The organism is Bradyrhizobium sp. UFLA05-89 (assembly GCF_059803475.1).
Map to the genome: position 1 here is coordinate 43,432 of NZ_JBANBA010000031.1, position 20,682 is coordinate 64,113.

Here is a 20,682-nt window from a genome sequence, read left to right on the forward strand (position 1 = left end):
CGAAATTCGGATCGAAGGAGACAGTAAATGGCTACAGCAGCCACCCAGATCGGTCGCGTCACCCAGGTCATGGGCGCCGTTGTCGACGTGCAGTTCGAAGGCCACCTGCCGGCCATTCTCAACTCGCTGGAGACCAAGAACGGCAACAACCGCCTGGTGCTGGAAGTCGCGCAGCACCTCGGCGAATCGACCGTCCGCACGATCGCGATGGACGCCACCGAAGGTCTGGTGCGCGGTCAGGAAGTGACCGACACCGGTCAGCCGATCTCGGTTCCCGTGGGTGACGGCACGCTGGGCCGCATCATGAACGTCATCGGCGAGCCGATCGACGAAGCTGGTCCCATCAAGGCCGAGGGCATTCGCGCGATCCATCAGGAAGCGCCGACCTATACCGACCAGTCGACGGAAGCTGAAATTCTCGTCACTGGTATCAAGGTCGTCGATCTGCTTGCTCCGTACGCGAAGGGCGGCAAGATCGGCCTGTTCGGCGGCGCCGGCGTCGGCAAGACCGTGCTGATTCAGGAGCTGATCAACAACGTCGCCAAGGCGCACGGTGGTTACTCCGTGTTCGCCGGCGTCGGCGAGCGCACCCGCGAGGGCAACGACCTCTATCACGAGTTCATCGAATCCAAGGTCAACGCCGATCCGCACAATCCGGATCCGAGCGTGAAGTCGAAGTGCGCGCTGGTGTTCGGCCAGATGAACGAGCCGCCGGGCGCGCGTGCCCGCGTCGGCCTCACCGGTCTGACCGTCGCCGAGCACTTCCGCGACCAGGGCCAGGACGTGCTGTTCTTCGTCGACAACATCTTCCGCTTCACCCAGGCCGGCTCGGAAGTGTCGGCGCTGCTTGGCCGTATTCCTTCGGCGGTGGGTTATCAGCCGACGCTCGCCACCGACATGGGCGCGCTGCAGGAGCGCATCACCACCACGCAGAAGGGCTCGATCACCTCGGTGCAGGCCATTTACGTGCCGGCCGACGACTTGACCGATCCGGCGCCCGCAACCTCGTTCGCGCATCTTGACGCGACCACCGTGCTGTCGCGCGCGATCTCGGAAAAGGGCATCTACCCGGCGGTGGACCCGCTCGACTCGACCTCGCGCATGCTCTCGCCGCTCGTCGTCGGGCAGGAGCACTACGACACCGCTCGCCAGGTCCAGCAGGTGCTGCAGCGTTACAAGTCGCTCCAGGACATCATCGCCATTCTCGGCATGGACGAGCTTTCGGAAGAGGACAAGCTGACGGTGGCCCGCGCCCGCAAGATCGAGCGCTTCCTGTCGCAGCCGTTCCACGTCGCCGAAGTCTTCACCGGCTCGCCCGGCAAGTTCGTCGACCTCGCGGACACCATCAAGGGCTTCCGCGGCCTCTGCGAAGGCAAGTACGACCACCTCCCGGAAGCCGCCTTCTACATGGTCGGCACCATCGAAGAGGCGGTCGAGAAGGGCAAGAAGCTGGCCGCTGAAGCGGCCTAAGCCGTCTCAACTCGTCATCGCCGGGCAAAAGCGCGAAGCGCGTCTTCAACCTAACAACCCGGCGATCCATCGAAAGAGAACTTTGATGGATGGACCCGCGGGTCAAGCCCGCGGGTGACAACCGAAGCAAGCGGAAACATCATGGCCACCTTCCACTTCGATCTCGTCTCTCCCGAAAAGCTCGCCTTCTCCGGCGAGGTCGATCAGGTCGACATTCCCGGCTGGGAAGGTGATTTCGGCGTGCTCGCCGGACATGCGCCCGTCGTGGCTGCGGTGCGACCGGGCATCCTGACCATCATCGCCGGCGGCCAGAAGCAGAAGGTCATCGTGACCGGTGGTCTCGCCGAAGTCTCCGACAATCGCCTGACGGTCCTCGCCGACGTCGCCACCTCGATCGACGAGCTCGACCGGGCGCAGTTCGCCGATACCATCACGCAGATGCAGGAGAAGCTCTCGGAGAAGGAAGGCGGTGAACTCGATCTCGCGATCGCGCGCCTCGACCACTACAAGAGCATCCAGCATCAGCTCAACACGACGGCGATGCACTAAGCCCCGGGGCACCGCTCCGGGGCTCGCACAAAAATTTCTGAATGAATTCAGCGCTCGTCATCGAAGTGACGGGCGCTGAAACCTTATTGCACCGCGTCTTGGATAACGGCATTCTGCCGCTGCAATTGGAGTTCCGGGGCTGGTGCAGATGAAACGCAAGATCGCGGCGATCTTCGCAGCCGATATTGCCGGCTATTCCAGGCTGGTCGCGGAAGACGAAGAGGAGACGCTGCGGCGTCTGGCGTCCTATCGGGCGGTCGTCGACGATTTCATCGCCAAAGCCGGCGGGCGTATCTTCAACACCGCCGGCGATGCCGTTCTCGCGGAATTTCCGAGTGCAGTGGATGCGGTGCGCTGCGCGATCGACATCCAGGAGTCCTTGCGGACCCGCAACATGGCCTACCCGCCGAGCCGGCAGATGTCGTTCCGCATCGGCATCACCATTGGCGACGTGGTCGAGCGTGACGGCGATCTCTTGGGCGACGGCGTCAACATCGCCGCGCGCCTCGAAGGGCTCGCCGAAGTCGGCGGCATCTGCGTCTCGCGCGCCGTGCACGAGCAGGTCGCCAACAAGCTCTCGGTGCAGTTCGCCGATATCGGCGCGCAGGAGGTCAAGAACATTCCGACCCCCGTGCACGCCTACATGGTCGCGATGCGCCGCGAGGACGGAAGTTATTCGACGCCGCAGGTCAAGAAGCCGGGCGCGAAGGCCGCTCCGACGCCGAACTGGATGTGGCCTCTGGTGGTCGCGGTGGTCTCCATCGTCGCGATCGGCGTCGCGGGCTTTCTCTATTTCACCAAGCTGGAGCAGTCGTCGATGGCGGTTGCGACCTCGAGCGCGGTGCCAAGTACAGCTGCCACGCCGACCAGCGCGGCGCCGTCGGCCAGCCTGGCGGCAAAGGCAGCCGCAAGCGCGCCGACTGCGACCCCGACAACAACCCCGACCGCGACCGCAGCAGCCTCACCAAGTCCGGCCCCGTCGCCGCCGGTTGCCTCAGCAGCCGCCAAGTTTCCGGCCGACATCGTCCCGTTCGTCAGCGACCGTGTCCGTGGCTATCTCGGCAACGAATACGGGCCGGCGCCCGACTACAAAGCGTTCGCCTTGAACATTGCCGGCTTCACCGGCGCGGCGCTCAATCAGCCGAGCGAGGACGCCGCACGAAACGCCGCCATCGAACAGTGCCAGAAGCGGGCCGATACCGCGCAATCGCCGCGCCGCTGCGAGATCTACGCGGTCGGCAACAACGTGGTCTATGCGCACGGCAAGCCGCCGATGCCGCCGCAGCCCTTCATGCGGCATGACGCAATGACCGAGCGTGCATTCACGTCGAAGGACGTGCCGCTGATGCGCGATCCCGGCAAGCAACGGCTCGAGACCATGTTCGCCCCGGCGGCCAAGTCGCGGGCGCTCGCGCTCGGCCCTGGCGGCGGTCAGTATTTCATGAATATCGGCGCGTCGTCGCCCGACGAGGCGACGCGGCGCGCACTGGAATCCTGCGGCGCGATCGCCGGTGCCGCCTGCATGATCGTCGCGGTCGACGACAATTTCGTCGTGCCGATTCCGAGCCTGTTCAAGGTCACCGGGTTCTTCCACGCCGCAGGCAATGCCTCGATCGCGGCTGACGCGCGCGATGACGTCGTGCGCAAGCTTGGCGATGCGGGGGGCTGGAACGCGGTGGCCGTCGGCACCACGGGACGTCCGGGCCTCGGCCTGAAAGCCAGTGACGAGCAGGGCGCCGTCAATACGGCGCTCGCCGATTGCGCCAAGCGCGACAGCGATTGCCACGTCATCGCCATCGGCCCGTTCACGGTGGGACCGAACTAGCGGGACGCAAAGCGTGTGAACTGCTGCGCCACGGCGCGATAAACCTCGCGGCGGAACGGCACCACGAGATCGGCGACACGGTCGAGACGCTCCCAGCGCCAGGCGTCGAATTCCGCGGGCTGGCCGTTGCGCGGCGTCAGCGGATCGATCTCCTCATCACGCCCCGTGAAACGCAGCGCAAACCATTTTTGCCGCTGGCCGCGGAATTTCGCCAGGCGATGCGTTTGCGGTCCGTCATAGGGCGGAAATTCGTAAGCGAGCCAGTCGGTCTCGCCGAGGTATTCGGCACTCTTGACGCTGGTCTCTTCCCAGAGCTCGCGCATGGCAGCATCGTGCAGGTTCTCGCCTTCGTCGACGCCGCCTTGCGGCATCTGCCAGTCGAGGCCAGGCAGGATGATCTCGGGGCCGTCACCGCGGAAGCGATGGCCGATCAGCACCAGGCCGTCGGCATTGAACAGCGCGATCCCGACATTGGGACGATAGGGTTTTTGATTTGTCATGAGCGCTTTTCTCTCCGTCATTCCGGGAATGACGGTGCAAATTAATCGTGCGCCAGCGCGGCAAATTCCTGCACCACGCGATCATAGACCGGGCGCTTGAAGGGAATGATCAGCGAGGAAAGATTCTTCATCGGCTCCCAGCGCCAGGTGACGAATTCCGCCTTGTGGCCGCCGCCACCGGGGTGGGCGACGTCGATCTCGCTGTCCTTGCCAGTGAAGCGCATGGCGTACCATTTCTGGCGCTGGCCGCGGTAACGGCCCTTCCAGGCGCGGCCCGCGACCGTGCGCGGAATGTCGTAGGTGAGCCAGTCGGCGACCTCGCCGAGCCGTTCCACCGAGCGCACGCTGGTCTCCTCATAGAGCTCGCGCATGGCGGCTTCCCAGGTATCCTCACCGGGATCGACGCCGCCTTGCGGCATCTGCCAGACATGGGTTTCGTCAACATGCTCGATGCCGCCGGCGCGGCGCCCGATGAAGACCAGTCCGTCCTTGTTGAGCAGCATCACACCGACGCAGGTCCGGTAGGGCAGATCCTCGTAACGCGTCATTCCGCCAAACCTCTCACCACTCGTGGTCGACCCTTTCGGCCCCGTGGGACCTGTTGTGCCAATCCGTTGATTCAGCTGGATTTTGATTTCAACATCGCGGTTGTCAATGGCACCAAGAGGACACCGCGGTCCGGAAGCGTCTTGATCCAGGAACCTAACCGCTCGATCGAGACGGGGAGGGCGGACGCGATGCCGATGGCGACGCCACGCTCGCGGGCGATGGATTCGAGCTTGTTCAGGGCGCGATCGATCTCGGCGCCGGTCGGCACCGCGTCGATCGCGATATCACCCTTGCCGAACGGCATGGCCTGGCTTGCTGCGGCCTGGGGCGCGACGCTGCGCGGCGAGGAACCGTCGTCGAAGAAGCCGAGCCCGCGCTTGGCCGCCTCGCGCACGATCGGCTGCATCGCCGCGTCGGTGGCGATGAAGCGTGCGCCCATGAAATTGGCGAGCCCGGCATAGCCCTGCATCCGGCTCAAATGCCAGTACAGCCGGTCCATGTTCTGCTCGGTGCTCAGCGAAGTCAGCAGGGTCTGCGGGCCCGGATCATTGTCGGGGAAGTCGTAGGGCTCCATCGGGATCTGGAGGAAGATCTCGTGGCGCTGGGCGCGGGCGCGCTCGGCGAGTTTTCCAGGATCTGATCCATAAGGCGTGAAGGCCAGCGTCACCGCGCCCGGCAGCTTCATGATCGCATCAGCGGTCTTGGCAGCACCGACGCCGAGCCCGCCGATGACGATCGCGACAACGGGCGTCTTCGCCGCCTTGGCGCGGTCGGCTTCCGCCGCATAGGCCGTGAACGGCTTCAGGTCGGCGGCCGCGACCGGGATCATGCCGTAGCGCGACTTCTCGAGCAGCCGCTGGTCGATCCCGGACATGATGGGCGGCGCTGCGGCGGCAGGCTCGCCCTTGTCTGCAGGCTCGCCGCCGCTGCCGATCACGACGTCATGGCGGGCGCCGCTGGAGCCGTCGATGATGGTGACGGTCTTCTGGTCGCCGGGCGCAGTCTGCTTCGGCGCCGCCTTGGTCTCATGGCCCGAACTTTCGGGCGCGGCCGCCGCCGGCTTGTCCTCGGCCGTCTTCTGCTCGCGGATGGCAACGCGCGTGATCGGCTCGCCGCCGAGCGGATCCTTGTTGAAGATCGCAAAGCCGGCAAAGGTCGCGAGGAACAGGAGAAGCAGGCCGGCGATCACCTGCAGTCCCGTGAACGGCAACCGCAGCCGGCGTTTCCGGCGCGGCTTGTCCTGTCCGAGCGGGGCGCTCAGATCATCGGCCGTTTCAGTCATGCGAGATCCCGAATCACTCGGCAATGACGATACCACGACGCGGTCAAGCGGCGGCAGGCCGGGGGTCTACCGGGGTACAGCTTCCCAGCAAAAAGGGCGGCTCGAGGAGCCGCCCTTTCGAAACGTCTAGGTTGCCGCGTGGCGTCAGTTCGCTGCTTTGGGCTTGTCGGCGGCCGCCTTGTTGTCGCCAGGTGCGGGCGCCGCGGAGGCGCTGTTCTTGATGCCGTGCAGGAGATCGTCGGCCATCTTGAGCGCCTTGTCATCCTTGGCATCCGGCGGAACGTAGGACTGCGAGCCGGTCTTCTCGTCGCCGTCGTTCTTGAGGTGGCCGCGCAGCGAAGCCTCGCCCTTGGTGTCGGTGCGGGACTTCAGCTCGTCCGGCACGTCCTGCAGCACTTCGATGTCGGGCACGATACCCTTGGCCTGGATCGACTTGCCCGACGGCGTGTAGTAGCGCGCCGTGGTCAGCCGCAATGCGCCGTTGCCGCTGCCGAGCGGGATGATGGTCTGCACCGAGCCCTTGCCGAACGAGCGCGTGCCGACGATGGTCGCGCGCTTATGATCCTGCAGTGCGCCGGCGACGATTTCCGAAGCCGAGGCTGAGCCGCCGTTGACCAGCACGATCACCGGCTTGCCCTTGGTCAGGTCGCCCGGATGGGCGGAGCGGCGCTGCGTCTCCTCGGCGTTGCGGCCGCGGGTCGACACGATCTCGCCGCGCTCCAGGAAGGAGTCGGACACGGTGACCGCTTCTTCGAGAAGGCCGCCGGGATTGTTGCGGAGATCGATGATGTAGCCCTTCAGCTTGTCGCCAATCTGGGTCGAGAGATTGGCGACCTCCTTCTTGAGGCCCTCGGTGGTCTGCTCGTTGAAGGTGGTGATGCGGATATAGGCGATGTCGTCGGCCTCGACGCGCGCACGCACCGAACGGACGCGGATGTTGTCGCGCACCAGCGTGACGTCGATCGGGTTGTCGACGCCCTTGCGGATGATCTTGAGCTTGATCTTGGTGTTGACGGGGCCGCGCATCTTCTCGACCGCCTGGTTCAGGGTCAGGCCCTGCACCGCCTCGTCGTCGAGATTGGTGATGATGTCGTTGGCCATGACGCCGGCGCGCGAGGCCGGGGTGTCGTCGATCGGCGAGACCACCTTGATCAGGCCGTCCTCCATGGTGACCTCGATGCCGAGGCCGCCGAACTCGCCGCGGGTCTGCACCTGCATGTCACGGAAGCTCTTGGCGTCCATGTAGCTGGAGTGCGGATCGAGCCCGGAGAGCATGCCGGAGATCGCCGATTCGATCAGCTTGGTGTCGTCGGGCTTCTCGACATAGTCGGAGCGCACGCGCTCGAACACGTCGCCGAACAGATTGAGCTGGCGATACGTGTCCGCGGTCGCGGCGCGCGCGCTCGAACCCATGAACACCGCGCGGGGCTGGGTCACGAACAGCGTCAGCGCCGCGCCGGTTGCCGCGCTGAGGAGGATAACTGAAGTCTTGCGCATCATCCGCGAACCTTCTCGCCTTCATTTGCGGCCCACCATGGGCCTGGATCGATAGGAGTGCCGTCTTTGCGGAACTCGACATAGAGCACGGGTTGACTCGCATTCGTGGCGAGAATGGAGGCGACTTGGGATGTCGACCCCATGATCGCGACCGGCTCCCCCGTGAGCACAAACTGTCCGATGTTTACCGAAATGCGCTCCATCCCGGCGATCAGGACATGATACCCGCCCCCTGCGTTAAGGATCAAGAGTTGTCCATAGCTGCGGAAGGGACCGGAATAGACCACCCAGCCGTCACAGGGTGTCGTGACCTGGGCGCCGGGCCGACTTACCAAAGAAATGCCCTTTTGTACGCCGCCCACGCCGTCGGAACCGCCAAAATCCCTGATCTTGGTACCGTTCACGGGTAGCGGCAGCAGGCCCTTGGCGGAGGCGAAGGCGATCGCCGGACTGGTCCGGGAACGGTCCTTGAAGGTGGCCGGCCCCGGCTTGGCATTGGCGGCCGCCTTTGCCTCGGCCTGCTTTGCGGCCTCGGCCGCCTTGGCGGCGCTTTGCAGGTCCTGTTCCATCTTGGCGATCAGGCCCTGGAGGTCACCCACCTGCCTGGAGAGCGCGATGGCGCGCGCATTCTCGGCGTCGAGGTCCTTTTCCCGCGAGGCCTGCTGGCGCTGCCGCTCGTCGACCAGCGCGGCAAGTCGCGTCTGATCGTTGCGGACCTTGTCGCGGTCGGCGGCGAGCTGGTCGCGCTCGGTTGCGATGGTCTTGCGCAGGACCACGAGCTCGCCGAGCTCGCTTGCGATCTTTTCGGCGCGGCCACGCAGTTCCGGAACCACGGCGCCGAGCAGCATCGCCGTGCGCAACGATTGCAGCGCGTCCTCGGGGCGCACCAGGAGCGCGGGCGGCGTCCGCCGGCCGGCGCGCTGCAGCGCGGCCAAGACCTCGACGATGTCGGCGCGCCGCGAATTGAGTGAATTGCGCATCTCCTGCTCGCGCCCGCTCAGCGCGGTCAGCCGTGATTCGGCCTCGCCGATCTTGGTCTCGACACCTCGCACATTGGCGGCCGTGTCGATCAATTGCTGGTTGAGCTGGGTGCGGTCCTGGCCGAGCGAGGCGATCTCGGCCTTCAGCTTGGCCTGCACCTCCTCGGCGCTCTTCTGCCGCTGCCGCGCGGCCTCGAGCTCCTGCTCGCGCTGCTTGATCGCATCGGCCGAGACTTCGGCAGTCTGCGACGCAGGCTTGGCAGTCTGTGCTGCCGCCGGCGCAAGTTGGCTGCCGGCAAAGCCTGTGATCAGCAACAGGTTGAAAAGCTGAGCCCGCATCGCGTCGGAAAAGGTGCTCGTTGAGGCGCGAATCACGCGCGATGATAGGGATGGCCGGCCAGGATGGTTGCGGCCCGATAAAGCTGTTCCAGAAGCATGACGCGGACCATTTGGTGCGGCCAGGTCGCCGCGCCGAACGCGATCACGAGCTTGGCCTTACGGCGCAATTCGGGCGAAAGTCCGTCCGCTCCGCCGATGACGAATATTGTATGCACGCTACCCTCGTCGCGCCAGCGGCCGAGATTCCGTGCGAATACGGTCGAATCGAGATTTTGCCCGCGCTCGTCGAGCGCCACGATCACCGACCTGTCGGGAATATGCGAACTGATTGCCGCGGCCTCTTCGGCCATGCGCGTCGCGGCGTCGCGCGCGCGGCTTTCCGGAATTTCATGAATGGTGAGCTCGCGGAAACCGAGCTTGCGGCCAACCTCGTCAAACCGCTCGTGATAACGATCGGCAAGCTCCCGTTCGGGGCCCTGCTTCAGCCGGCCAACCGCAATGACTGCAACACGCATGACGTCTTTAGAACCGCGTCTTTAGAACCGCGTCTTGAGAGCCGCGTTTTCAACCCGCGCGCACCACGCGCGCGCATGACGCTAGCATGCGCGTCAGCCGATTCGAAATCGGCCTCTTCTAGCCTCTAGATCGCCTTCGCCGCCCCAGGGCCCTGCGTGTACAATCTCTCGAGATTGTAGAACTCACGGACCTCGGGTCTGAACACGTGCACGATCACATCGCCGGAATCGATCAGCACCCAGTCGCAATTGGGCAAGCCCTCGACATGGATGTTCTTGATGCCGGTTTCCTTGAGGCTCTTCGTGACGTTTTCCGCGATCGCGCCAACGTGCCGGTTAACCCGGCCCGTCGTGACGATCATGTAGTCGGAGTACGCCGATTTGCCGCGAAGGTCGATGGTGACCGTCTCTTCCGCCTTCATATCCTCGAGGCGGGAGAGGATCAGGCTCAGCGTCTTGTCGGCGTCGGGTTGCGCCTTCAAGGCCGCAGCTTGGGTCGATGTTTTACGCGTAGGCTTAGCAACCTTGGGTAAAACAGACTTGGACAATACAGATGTGGCCAGGGACCATTCCTTTCACTGTATCGCGAACGCCGAATCCGGCACTCACTGGTTACACTACATCATGTGGGGTTAAGGGTTTCAATATGCCAGAGCCTGTTTCCCGCACGAGCCGCCTCACGCCTCATCGGCCGCCTTCCAGCTCCCATCCGGGTTCCGCAAGGTGGTGGACGACAGGCTGAGCTTCAGCCCGGTGAGGAAGACCCATGCCGGCGCCTGCCGGTCCGCAAGCCGCGTCGCCTCGTTCTCAGGTAAACGGTAACGGGCGAGGGCCTGTGCAGCCGGTGAGGCGAGGGCGCGAAAGCTTTGCGGCGGGCGGTCGATGACCGCCATCGGCACCTGGGCCGCGATGCGCTGCCAGTCCTGCCAGCGATGGAATTGCGCGAGGTTGTCGGCGCCCATGATCCAGACAAAGCGCAGGCCGCTTGCGCGGCGGCGCAAGAAGTTGATCGTGTCGATAGTGTAGCGTGTGCGGATGACGGATTCGAGACAGCTCACCTCGATGCGTGGGTCGTCGGCGACATCGCGCGCGGCCTTCATGCGCTCGCCGAGCGCGTGCAGCGCGCCGTTCTCCTTCAAGGGATTGCCCGGCGTCACCAGCCACCATACGCGATCAAGCTTGAGGCGCGTGAGCGCGAAGCGGCTGATCTCGCGGTGCGCGTGATGCGGCGGATTGAAGGAGCCGCCGAGCAGCCCGATGCGCATGCCATCGGTGTAAGGCGGCAACGCTTGCGCCACAAAGCGCGGCACGACGAAATTGTTGCTCAATGCCCGCCCTGCGAGGTCACGGCCGCGTCTGTCCGGTGCCGTGGACGCGGTACTTGAAGCTCGTGAGCTGCTCGGCACCGACAGGGCCGCGCGCGTGGAATCTTCCAGTGGCAATGCCGATCTCGGCGCCGAAGCCGAACTCGCCGCCATCGGCGAATTGCGTCGAGGCGTTGTGCAGCACGATCGCGGAATCCACTTCGCTCAGGAATTTTTTCGCGGCGGCTTCATCCTTGCTGACGATCGCATCGGTGTGATGCGAGCCGTGATTCTGGATGTGCGCGATCGCGCCGTCGACGCCATCGACGACTTTCGCCGCGATGATCGCATCGAGATATTCGGTGTCCCAGTCGGCCTCGCTCGCAGCTTTGACGCGCGCGTCGATCGCCTGCACGGCGTCGTCGCCGCGCACCTCGCAGCCGGCGTCGATCAACATCTCGACCAGCGGCTTCAGGCTCTTGGCGGCGCCGGCGCGATCGACCAGCAGCGTCTCGGCCGCGCCGCAGACGCCGGTGCGGCGCATCTTGGCATTGAGCACGATCGACTTTGCCATGTCGAGATCGGCGCTCGCGTCGACATAGACGTGGTTGACGCCTTCGAGATGCGCGAACACCGGCACGCGCGCCTCCGCCTCGACGCGCGCGACCAGACTCTTTCCTCCACGCGGCACGATCACGTCGACCGCGCCGTTCAGCCCCGCAAGCATCATCCCGACCGCCGCGCGGTCGCGCGTCGGCACCAGCGTGATCGCAGCCTCAGGCAGTCCTGCCTCGCGAAGACCCTGCACCAGGCATTCGTGGATGGCGCGGCAGGAGCGGAAACTGTCCGAGCCGCCGCGCAGGATCACGGCATTGCCGGATCTCAGGCACAGCACGCCGGCGTCGGCCGCGACATTGGGCCGGCTCTCGAAGATCACGCCGACGACGCCGAGCGGCACGCGCACGCGCTCGATGGTCATGCCGTTCGGCCGCTGCCAGCTCTCGGTGACGACGCCGACGGGATCGGCAATGCCGCGCACGATGGCGATGCCCTCGGCCATCGCCTCGACGCGCGCGGGCGTCAGCGTCAGGCGGTCGATGAAGGCGCCTGTCGCGTCGCCGCCGGCGCGCGCCTCGGCGACGTCCTCGGCATTGGCCGCGAGGATGGCCACCGCGCTCTTGCGGATCGCCCGCTCCATGGCCTCCAGCGCCCGGTTCTTCTGCTCCGCCGGCGCCAGCGCCAGCACGCGCGCCGCAGCCCGGGCCTGGGCGGCGAGATCGGTCATCAGCGCCAGGAGATCGGCAGTGCGATCGGCAGTGCGATCGGCGGTGCCGTCGAGGGCTTTGAGGGGGGCGGCCATGGGACTTCAACCTTCTGCTAAGGCGGTGTCCTAGCACGGAAATCCCGCATTTGCGAAGGGCGGGGAGGGTATGGCTGGTGCCTATCGGGGGCGCGCGGGGATCGGCCAATGGCCTAGCCGCCGTAACGGGGCGTTCCGGGCGTTACCCGCCCACCACCAGATCGTCGCGGTGGATCATCTCGGACCTCCCGCTAATGCCGAGGATGGCCATCACGTCCGGCGAGGAGCGGCCCTTGATCCGCTCGGCATCGTCGGCGTCATAGGCGCTCAGGCCGCGGCCGATCTCGCGCATGTCGGGGCCGCGCACGATCACGGCATCGCCGCGGGCGAATTGGCCCTCGACCTTGATGACGCCGGCCGGCAGCAGGCTGGCGCCGGCGCGAAGCGCGGCGACCGCGCCGGCGTCGATGGTCAGCGTGCCCTTCGGCTCCAGCGAGCCCGCGATCCAGCGCTTTCGCGAGGTCACGGGATTGGCGGGCGTCAGGAACCAGGTGCAGCGGCCGCCGTCGGCGATCGCCTGCAAGGGGTGCTCGATCTTGCCCGACGCAATCAGCATGTGCGTGCCGCCGGTGGTCGCGATCTTCGCGGCCTCGACCTTGGTGCGCATGCCGCCGCGCGACAGTTCGGACTCGGCATCTCCCGCCACGGCCTCGATCTCCGAGGAGATGCTGTCGACCACCGGAATCAGCTTTGCGTTCGGGTTGTTCTTCGGCGGCGCGTCGTAGAGCCCGTCGATGTCGGACAGCAGCACGAGCAGGTCGGCGCTCGCCATGGTGGCGACGCGCGCGGCGAGACGATCGTTGTCGCCATAGCGGATTTCGGTGGTCGCCACCGTGTCGTTCTCGTTGATGACGGGGATCGCGCGCCACTCCAGCAGCTTGCCGATGGTCGAGCGCGCATTGAGATAGCGGCGGCGCTCCTCGGTATCCTGGAGCGTCACCAAAATCTGCCCGGCGCCGATGCCGTGGGCCCCTAAAACCTCCGACCAGATGCGCGCCAGCGCGATCTGGCCGACGGCGGCTGCGGCCTGGCTCTCCTCGAGCTTCAGGGGGCCACGCGGCAGCTTGAGCCGGCTACGGCCGAGCGCGATCGAGCCGGAGGAGACGATCAGGACGTCGCGCCCCTCGCGGTGAAGCTTCGCGAGGTCCGCCGCAAGCGCCGCGAGCCAGGACGCCCGGACTTCGCCGGCATCGGAATCGACCAGCAGGGCTGAGCCGACCTTGACCACGATGCGGCGGAATTGACTGAGTTCGGGGCTGGCCATGGGCGCACGGTCTAAGACGATCTGCTCTGCATTTGCGAAGCGGCGGAGCGAAGAGGCGGCGCCGTTGAGGCCTGCTTTTGCAGCAGGACGATGGCCGGCGCAAGGCGGGGACGGGGGTAAACGGCGTTAACGGTCTTGTCTGGGGCGCCCGCTCGGCGCTATTGCCCTTCAGCCATGTCGGACCTGAAGGGGAAATGCATGCATCGCCGCGACTTCATTGCCGGGTGTCTCGGGCTGCCTTTGCTGGCGCAGACGGGCAGAGCGGAAGCTCAGGCCGGGCTGACCAAGATCATCTTCCCGTTCGCGGCGGGCGCCGGCGGCGACACGCTGTGCCGACTGATCGCACAGGAGATGGCGCCGGTGTTGCAGAAGACCATCGTCGTCGAGAACCGCACCGGCGGTGACGGCCTGATCGGCATCAAGGCGGTGAAGGGCGCCAACCCCGACGGCAGCATGGTGCTGGTGACGACGGGTCCCACCATGTATCTGCTGCCGATGGTGGAGACGATGCCGACCTTCGATGCGGCGAAGGACTTCATGCCGGTGTCACTGTTGGCGCGTTTCGAGTTCGCCGTCGTGATTGGACCTGCGATCGCAGCCAGGAATTTCGGCGAGTTCGTCGCCTGGCTGAAGGCGAACCCGGACAAGGCCACGTTCGGCGTGCCCAGCAATGGCACCATCCCGCACTTCATGGGCTCCAAGCTGGAGAAGGACCTCGGCATTCCCTTGAGCCGTGTGCCCTATCGCGGCAGCGCGCCGATCCTCAACGACCTCGTCGGCGGCCATGTGCCGTTCGGCATCACGACGCTGGCCGACGCGCTTCCGCAGCATCGCGCCAAGGGCGTGACGATCATCGGTGTCTCGAGCGCGCAGCGTTCGCCGTTCGCGCCGGATGTTCCCACGCTGAAGGAGAGCGGCATCGATCTCGTCGCGGACGCCTGGTACGGCATGTGGCTTCCCGCGGGCAGCCCGCCGGAGTTTGCGAGCAAGCTCAGCCTGGCGGCGGCCGCCGCGCTCGCCAAGCCAGAGGTGAAGGAGAAGCTCACCGCGATCGGGCTCATTCCGGTCGGCAGCACGGCGGACGGGCTCACTCAGGAGCTTGCCGCGAATACAGCGTTCTGGCAGCCGATCGTGAAGGCGACGGGGTATAAGATCGAAAATTAAGAGGCGCGAAGAGCGCGCCAGCACTCCGTCGTCATGGCCGGGCTTGTCCCGGCCATCCACGCGCATCCGCTGTTGAGGCAAGACGTGGATACCCGGGTCAAGCCCGGGCATGACGAGATGAGGTAGCCGCGCATTCCCCTCCATCACCTCATCCTGAGGAGCCGCGGAGCGGCGTCTCGAAGGATGAAAGGCCGAGCTGATGCAGCGAGGCCTCCATGGTTCGAGACGGCGCTTCGCGCCTCCTCACCAGGAGGTTCTACAGCTTCGCGCGCTGCGCGATGCCGTCGCGGATGGCCGCGAGCTCGGCTTCATCCCAGATGCCGATCAGGAACCCACCCTTCACCTGAAGCTGGTTGTCGGCATAGGCCGCGATCTTCTCGCGAGGCGTAGTGATGTGACCGCTTGGATGCAGCGCCCAGTCGAACAGCTCGGCCTGAAGCCGTGCAATGATGTCGGCACATTCGGGATCGTCGCCGCGATCGACAAATTCGTCGGGGTCGGTTTCGAGGTCGTACAGCATCGGGCGGAAGCCGGTGGCGTGAATATATTTCCAGCGACCGTCGAACACCATGAAAAGGCGGCAGCGTTCGATCGGCTGGCTCAGCTTCAGCCGCACGTCCTGCATGGCGTAGTCGTATTCGGAGAACGCGACCTTGCGCCATTGCGGCTTCTCGCCGCGCAGCAGCGGCAATAGCGAACGGCCCTCGAGGATATGCGCCGGCACCTTGCCGCCAAAGTAGTCGACGAAGGTCGGCGCGAGATCGATGCCCTCGACGAGCGCATCGCATGTCGTGCCACGCGTGGCGTCGGCCTCCTTCGAGGGATCGATGATAACAAGCGGGATCTTCGCCGACTGCTCGTGGAACAGGTCCTTCTCGCCCATCCAGTGATCGCCGAGATAATCGCCATGATCGGACGTGAACACGATCATGGTGGTCTCCAGGAGGCCGCGCGCTTCCAAAAACTTCATCAGCACGCCCATCTGGTCGTCGATCTGCGCGATCAGGCCCATATAGGTCGGGATCACCTTCTCGCGGGCATCGTCGCGCGCCATGTTCCTGGAATAGCGCATGTCCATGTAGGCGCCGAACACGGGATGCGGGTTTTGCCGCTCGCGTTCGGAGCGGATCGCCGGCAGCATGTCCGCGGTCTTGTACATGCTGGCGTAGGGTTCCGGCGCGATATAAGGCCAGTGCGGCTTGATGTAGGACAGATGCAGGCACCACGGACGGCCATCCGTCTCGGCCTCGGTGATGAAGTCCATCGCGCGGCGCGTCATGTAGGGCGTCTCGGAATGCTCGTCCGGCACGCGCGCGGCCTTGTCGGCGTGCACCAGCAGCCAGCCGTTCTGCAAAGACCCGTCGTCGGCCGCGCCTGAATTCGCCCAATGCTCCCAGGGATTGGTCGCCTCGTATCCTTGGCTGCGCAGATACGCGTCGTATTTCGGACGCGGCCGGCCCGTCGGATGCAAGCCGTCGTCGCGCTCATAGGGCTCGAAGCCGCATTCGGCGACGTGCACGCCAATGATCGATTCCAAGGGGATGCCGAGCGCTTTCATGCCTTCGAGGTCGGGCGCCATGTGAGTCTTGCCGACCAGCACGTTGCGCACCCCGATCTTGTTCAGGTGATCGCCGAGCGTCGGTTCACCGACGCGTAAGGGCCAGCCGTTCCAGTGCGAGCCGTGCGAGCGCATGTAGCGCCCGGTGTAGAACGACATCCGCGATGGACCGCAGATCGGCGATTGCACATAGGCCTTGGTGAAGAGCACACCACGCCTGGCCATGGCGTCGATGTTCGGCGTCTTCAGCGTCGGATGTCCGGTGCAGCCGAGATAATCGTAGCGAAGCTGGTCGCACATGATCCAGAGAACGTTTTTCGCGCGCGACATTCATCGCCCCTGTTTATTCTTGATTGCTTGATGCTGCGCTATCGAAGGCGAGATGGCAACCAGCCAACGATGTGCGTACCTGCGGCCGTACATCCCGCCGTCGTCCCCGCGACCGCGGGGACCCATAACCACAGGGAGTGGTTTGGTGAAGACTCGTAGTTCGGTGCTACGACTGTACGTAACCGATAAATCACGCGGTATGGGTCCCCGCGTTCGCGGGGACGACATTGGAGAGAGTTCAGGCCGACCAGATCAAGCCGACCAGGGCTCCGCTTCGGCGGCGCTCTTGGCCTTGCTGGAGACCGGGCTTTCGCCGATCACGTCCGCAAGCGCGCGCAATGCTTCCCTGACGCCCTGACCGGTGACGCCGGAGAGCAGCAGCGGTGTCTTCTTGGCAGCGCGCTTCAAGCGATCCTTTTGCTTCTTCAGCTCATCCGGCTCGACCGCGTCGATCTTGTTCAGCGCGACGATCTCGATCTTGTCGGTCAGCAGCCCGCCATAGGCGTCGAGCTCCTTGCGCACCGTCTTGTACGCCTTGCCGGCATGCTCGCAGGTCGCGTCGACGAGATGCAGCAGCACGCGGCAGCGCTCGACATGGCCGAGGAAGCGGTCGCCGAGGCCAGCGCCTTCGTGCGCGCCCTCGATCAGACCCGGAATATCCGCCAGCACGAATTCGCGGCCGTCGGCATTCACGACGCCGAGCTGCGGATGCAGCGTGGTGAAAGGATAGTCGGCGATCTTTGGCTTTGCCGCGCTGACCTTGGAGAGAAAGGTCGACTTGCCGGCATTGGGCAGCCCAACGAGGCCAGCATCCGCGATCAGCTTGAGCCGCAGCCAGATCCAGCGCTCCTCGCCGGGCTGGCCGGGATTGGCGTTGCGCGGCGCGCGGTTGGTCGACGACTTGAAATGCGCGTTGCCGAAACCGCCATTGCCGCCTTCGGCGAGGACGAACTTTTCGCCGACCTTCGTGAAGTCGTGGATGAGCGTCTCGCGGTCTTCGTCGAAGATCTGCGTGCCCATCGGCACCTTCAGCACGATCGCCTTGCCATTGGCGCCGTGGCGGTCCGAGCCCATGCCGTTCTCGCCCTTCTGGGCCTTGAAATGCTGCTGGTAGCGGTAGTCGATCAGCGTGTTGAGGCCGTCGGCGACCTCGATGACGACATTACCGCCACGGCCACCATTGCCGCCGGAGGGCCCGCCGAATTCGATGAACTTCTCGCGGCGGAACGCCACGCAGCCGTTCCCGCCGTCACCGGAGCGGATATAGACCTTTGCTTCGTCGAGGAATTTCATGGGCCATAGGTAGGGCAGGGGAGCAGGCGCGGCAACCCGAACTTGTCCGGGAAGAGGCCTAAATTTAAGCGATTTTCGGTCCTTGCTTAACCCGTTGGGGCGTCCGGCGGCCGACGTGATATAGCCGGGAGGAGATGCGGGAGGGTGCAGGGAGCAGGAATGAGGCGGCGGGAGTTCATTGCAGGCGCCGTGTCGGTCGCCGTGCTGTCGCGGGCCGGCGCACAGACGGCACCCGGCGGCAAGCGGCTTGCGATCTACAGCCCGTCGGAGCCGTCATCCCTGATGCAGGAGGAGAGCACCAATCGGTACTACCGCGCCCTGTTCGCCGAGCTGCGCCGGCTTGGCCAGGTCAGCGGCGAGACACTCAACGTCGAGCGTTGGGGCGCAGAGAAGGCGGGCATCGGTGCGCCTGCGCTGGTCGAGGAGGTCGTCCGCAGCAATCCCGACGTGATCTACATCGTCGGGCCGGGCGCGCTCCTGTTCAAGCGCGCCACGGACAAAATTCCGATCGTGGCCCTGACCGCCGATCCGGTGGCGCAGGGGATCGCCGCGAACATCGCCCGCCCAGGCGGGAATTTCACCGGCGTCAGCGTCGATACCGGCCCGTCGATCCACGGCAAGCGCATCGCGCTGCTCCGTGAGATCTATCCAAGACTCTCCAGGCTCGCCTACGTCACGCTGCGCGGTGCGTGGGAAGGTGTGCAGGGACCGAGCGTCCGCGCGGCTGCGACCGCAACGGGAACCGAGGTCATTCCATATCTGGTCGAATTTCCGACAACCGAGGCGAGCTACCAGGACCTGATCGCCGGAATTCGTCCCAGCGGTGTCGACGCGGTCATGATCGGTGACAGTCCTGACGTGATGGCGAAGCGGACCGTGATCACGGCACAGGTCGCGGCCGCAGCACTTCCTGCCATCTACCCGCTGTCGGAATTCGTCGATGTCGGCGGTCTCATGACCTATTCCTTCGACCTCGTCGAACTGAACAAGCGTGCCGCCAACAACATCGATGCCATTTTGCGCGGCGCCTATCCCGGCGAGATCCCGTTCTATCAGGCGTCCAAATTCGAGCTGGCGTTGAATCTGAGGACGGCGAAGGCGCTGTCGCTGGATGTGCCCGCGACGCTGCTCGCGAGCGCCGATCGCGTGATCGAATAGCAGTCAGGTCGACCGCCGTCGGATCAAAAATTTCTGGGTCCCCTCGAGCACCAGCTCCTTGCGCTGGTTGTAGACGGTGCTCGCGAGCGCGACCACGCCGGTCGAGCGTCCCGGCACGAGCTTGGTCACCTCGAGCGCGGGGTAGATCGTGTCGTCGGCGAACACCGGCTTGAGAAAACGGCTTGACTGTTCGAGGAAGCCGACCAGCGACTCCTCGACCATGAAAGGAAACAGGCCTGCGCCGGGCGCGGTGTGGATCAGCGTCTGGAAGCCGTGGGCGAGCAGGTCGGGCATGCCGCGGGCACGGCAATATTCGACATCGTAGTGCACCGGGTGGGTGTCGCCGCTCGCGGTCTGGAACGCGGCGAACACGGCCGAGGTCTGCGTGCGGCTCGGCAGCACGAAGCGTTCGCCGAGGACGAAATCCTCAAACCAGCGTTGCGTAGGGATCATGCGATGCTGGGTCGGATCGAAGGCCGTCATATCTGCTGCTCTTTTGCCGGAGACACCAATCGCTACCGCGATGCGAAGAGTGCGACAATACGCTCAATTCGTCATGACCGGGCTTGTCCCGGGCGGCCACGTCATTAAAACAACCGCCAGCGAGTCCATTCGCCGGTTCCTGACGCTCCCCTCCGCCCGTCATTGCGAGCGAAGCGAAACAATCCAATCTGTCTCCGCGGAAGCAGTCTGGATTGCTTCGTCGCTTCGTTCCTCGCAATGACTGGGCCTCTACGAACGACAGCAATGCCTCTGTTCAAGAAACTCTCCGCCTATGACGAGCGCTCGGCGCGGCTGGCCGGCATCGCGCTGATGGTGCTGTCGATCTTCCTGTTCTCGTTCGGCGACGCCATGGGCAAGTTCATCGTCGCGACCTATTCGGTCGGGCAGCTCTTGTTTCTGCGCGCCTGCGCGGCTTTGCTCGTGCTGGCACCGTCGATCTGGCGGCAGCGCCACGAATTCACGCATCTGGAGCGGCCGTGGCTGCAGCTCTTTCGCGTGGTGCTCTCGACGCTGGAGGTGGCGGCCTTTTTCCTCGCGACCGTCTATCTGCCGCTCGCCGACGTCATCACTTATTATCTGGCAGGCCCCATCTTCGTCACCGCGCTGTCGGCGATCTGCCTGGGGGAGCAGGTCGGCTGGCGGCGCTGGACCGCGATCCTGATCGGCTTCTGCGGCGTCCTGATCGCGCTCCGCCCGTCAGCGCAGACGGTGAGCCTGCCGGCGCTGATTGCGCTCGGCGGCAGCCTGTCGTTTGCGACGCTGATGCTGGTCACGCGGTCCTTGCGCGCGACGCCCGACATCGTGATGGCCTCCTCGCAGTTCGGCGGCACGTTTCTGCTCGGACTCGCCCTGTCCCTGTTTCACTGGGTGCCGCCGAGCGCGGGCAGCCTCGTGGTGTTTGTGCTGGCCGGCTGCACTTCGGTCGCCGCGCTTCTGTGCGTCAACCGCTCTCTCAAGCTCGCGCCCGCGAGCGTGGTGGTGCCCTATCAATATTCGATGATCGTCTGGGCCGTGATCTTCGGCTTCGTCGTGTTCGGCGACGTCCCCTCGATCGCCACCATCATCGGCGCCGCCATCATCATCGGCGCCGGCTTCTACATATACGTGCGCGAACGGGATCTCGGGAGGCAGGACGACCAGGTCAATCCACCGGTGTGAGATGGAGACGCAAAGAAAAATCGTCGTCCCGGACAAGCGAGCGCAGATCCGGGACGACGGCGGAGGATTTGATGCCGCTCGCG

At 65.1% G+C, this 20,682-nt stretch carries 19 protein-coding genes; 6 read left to right on the plus strand and 13 right to left on the minus strand.

Translation table 11 applies throughout. The annotated features are described in order from the left end of the window. Positions 1-27: 27 nt before the first annotated feature. The 3 genes from atpD (at position 28) to SO139_RS18255 (ending at position 3,844) form a co-directional block, all read left to right on the plus strand. Complete coding sequence (gene atpD, locus SO139_RS18245; protein WP_284272803.1) at positions 28-1,470, plus strand: F0F1 ATP synthase subunit beta; 1,443 nt, start codon at positions 28-30, stop codon at positions 1,468-1,470. Positions 1,471-1,611: 141 nt separating this feature from the next. Next, positions 1,612-2,019 carry a F0F1 ATP synthase subunit epsilon gene (locus tag SO139_RS18250; protein ID WP_449380602.1) on the plus strand — a complete coding sequence of 136 codons (408 nt, stop codon included), beginning with the start codon at positions 1,612-1,614 and terminating at the stop codon, positions 2,017-2,019. Between the two features lie 148 nt (positions 2,020-2,167). Continuing rightward, complete coding sequence (locus tag SO139_RS18255) at positions 2,168-3,844, plus strand: adenylate/guanylate cyclase domain-containing protein (RefSeq protein ID WP_449380603.1); 1,677 nt, start codon at positions 2,168-2,170, stop codon at positions 3,842-3,844. Here SO139_RS18255 and SO139_RS18260 read toward each other — a convergent pair. The 10 genes from SO139_RS18260 to proB all read right to left on the minus strand — a co-directional run bounded on the left by SO139_RS18260 (position 3,841) and on the right by proB (position 13,434). After that, positions 3,841-4,344: an RNA pyrophosphohydrolase gene (locus tag SO139_RS18260; RefSeq protein WP_449380604.1), complete on the minus strand. Its 504-nt coding sequence runs from the start codon at positions 4,342-4,344 to the stop codon at positions 3,841-3,843. The genes SO139_RS18255 and SO139_RS18260 overlap by 4 nt on opposite strands. A gap of 41 nt (positions 4,345-4,385) precedes the next feature. Beyond that, positions 4,386-4,892 carry an RNA pyrophosphohydrolase gene (locus SO139_RS18265; protein ID WP_449380605.1) on the minus strand — a complete coding sequence of 169 codons (507 nt, stop codon included), beginning with the start codon at positions 4,890-4,892 and terminating at the stop codon, positions 4,386-4,388. Between the two features lie 71 nt (positions 4,893-4,963). Beyond that, positions 4,964-6,175: a divergent polysaccharide deacetylase family protein gene (locus SO139_RS18270; RefSeq protein ID WP_449380606.1), complete on the minus strand. Its 1,212-nt coding sequence runs from the start codon at positions 6,173-6,175 to the stop codon at positions 4,964-4,966. A 144-nt stretch (positions 6,176-6,319) separates the two neighbouring features. Next, positions 6,320-7,675, minus strand: a complete 1,356-nt coding sequence (locus tag SO139_RS18275) for a S41 family peptidase (protein WP_449380607.1) — start codon at positions 7,673-7,675, stop codon at positions 6,320-6,322. Continuing rightward, positions 7,672-8,991: a murein hydrolase activator EnvC family protein gene (locus tag SO139_RS18280; RefSeq protein ID WP_474800068.1), complete on the minus strand. Its 1,320-nt coding sequence runs from the start codon at positions 8,989-8,991 to the stop codon at positions 7,672-7,674. Before SO139_RS18280 ends, SO139_RS18275 begins: the two co-directional genes overlap by 4 nt. A 32-nt stretch (positions 8,992-9,023) precedes the next feature. Beyond that, positions 9,024-9,506, minus strand: coding sequence for a 23S rRNA (pseudouridine(1915)-N(3))-methyltransferase RlmH (gene rlmH, locus SO139_RS18285; RefSeq protein WP_449380609.1), 483 nt, complete (start codon positions 9,504-9,506; stop codon positions 9,024-9,026). A 125-nt stretch (positions 9,507-9,631) separates the two neighbouring features. Further along, a complete protein-coding gene (gene rsfS, locus SO139_RS18290) occupies positions 9,632-9,988 on the minus strand; it encodes a ribosome silencing factor (RefSeq protein WP_092289999.1) in 357 nt (118 codons plus the stop codon). 195 nt (positions 9,989-10,183) lie between these two features. Continuing rightward, entirely contained in the window at positions 10,184-10,834 is a 651-nt protein-coding gene (locus SO139_RS18295) for a nicotinate-nucleotide adenylyltransferase (RefSeq protein WP_449380610.1), read from the minus strand. 16 nt (positions 10,835-10,850) lie between these two features. Beyond that, positions 10,851-12,170, minus strand: coding sequence for a glutamate-5-semialdehyde dehydrogenase (locus SO139_RS18300; RefSeq protein ID WP_449380611.1), 1,320 nt, complete (start codon positions 12,168-12,170; stop codon positions 10,851-10,853). Positions 12,171-12,312: 142 nt separating this feature from the next. After that, on the minus strand, positions 12,313-13,434 hold the full coding sequence (proB, locus tag SO139_RS18305; RefSeq protein WP_498540349.1) for a glutamate 5-kinase: 1,122 nt from the start codon (positions 13,432-13,434) through the stop codon (positions 12,313-12,315). 198 nt (positions 13,435-13,632) lie between these two features. Between proB and SO139_RS18310 the strand changes: the two genes are divergently transcribed. Then, positions 13,633-14,598, plus strand: a complete 966-nt coding sequence (locus tag SO139_RS18310; protein WP_449380613.1) for a Bug family tripartite tricarboxylate transporter substrate binding protein — start codon at positions 13,633-13,635, stop codon at positions 14,596-14,598. Between the two features lie 256 nt (positions 14,599-14,854). On the opposite strand, the gene SO139_RS18315 is transcribed toward SO139_RS18310, so the two are convergent. Next, a complete protein-coding gene (locus SO139_RS18315; protein ID WP_449380614.1) occupies positions 14,855-16,486 on the minus strand; it encodes an alkaline phosphatase family protein in 1,632 nt (543 codons plus the stop codon). Between the two features lie 252 nt (positions 16,487-16,738). Beyond that, the gene (gene obgE, locus SO139_RS18320; protein ID WP_449380615.1) at positions 16,739-17,779 is read right to left on the minus strand and encodes a GTPase ObgE; all 1,041 of its coding nucleotides are present in this window, start codon (positions 17,777-17,779) and stop codon (positions 16,739-16,741) included. A 159-nt stretch (positions 17,780-17,938) separates the two neighbouring features. Here obgE and SO139_RS18325 point away from each other — a divergent pair, with 159 nt between their 5' ends. Then, complete coding sequence (locus SO139_RS18325; protein ID WP_498540350.1) at positions 17,939-18,937, plus strand: ABC transporter substrate-binding protein; 999 nt, start codon at positions 17,939-17,941, stop codon at positions 18,935-18,937. Between the two features lie 3 nt (positions 18,938-18,940). Here the strand turns inward: SO139_RS18325 and SO139_RS18330 are convergent, their stop codons facing one another. Continuing rightward, positions 18,941-19,420, minus strand: a complete 480-nt coding sequence (locus SO139_RS18330) for a MaoC family dehydratase (RefSeq protein WP_449380617.1) — start codon at positions 19,418-19,420, stop codon at positions 18,941-18,943. Between the two features lie 264 nt (positions 19,421-19,684). On the opposite strand from SO139_RS18330, the gene SO139_RS18335 reads away from it, so the two are divergent. Then, on the plus strand, positions 19,685-20,599 hold the full coding sequence (locus SO139_RS18335) for a DMT family transporter (RefSeq protein ID WP_449380618.1): 915 nt from the start codon (positions 19,685-19,687) through the stop codon (positions 20,597-20,599). Positions 20,600-20,682 lie beyond the last annotated feature (83 nt).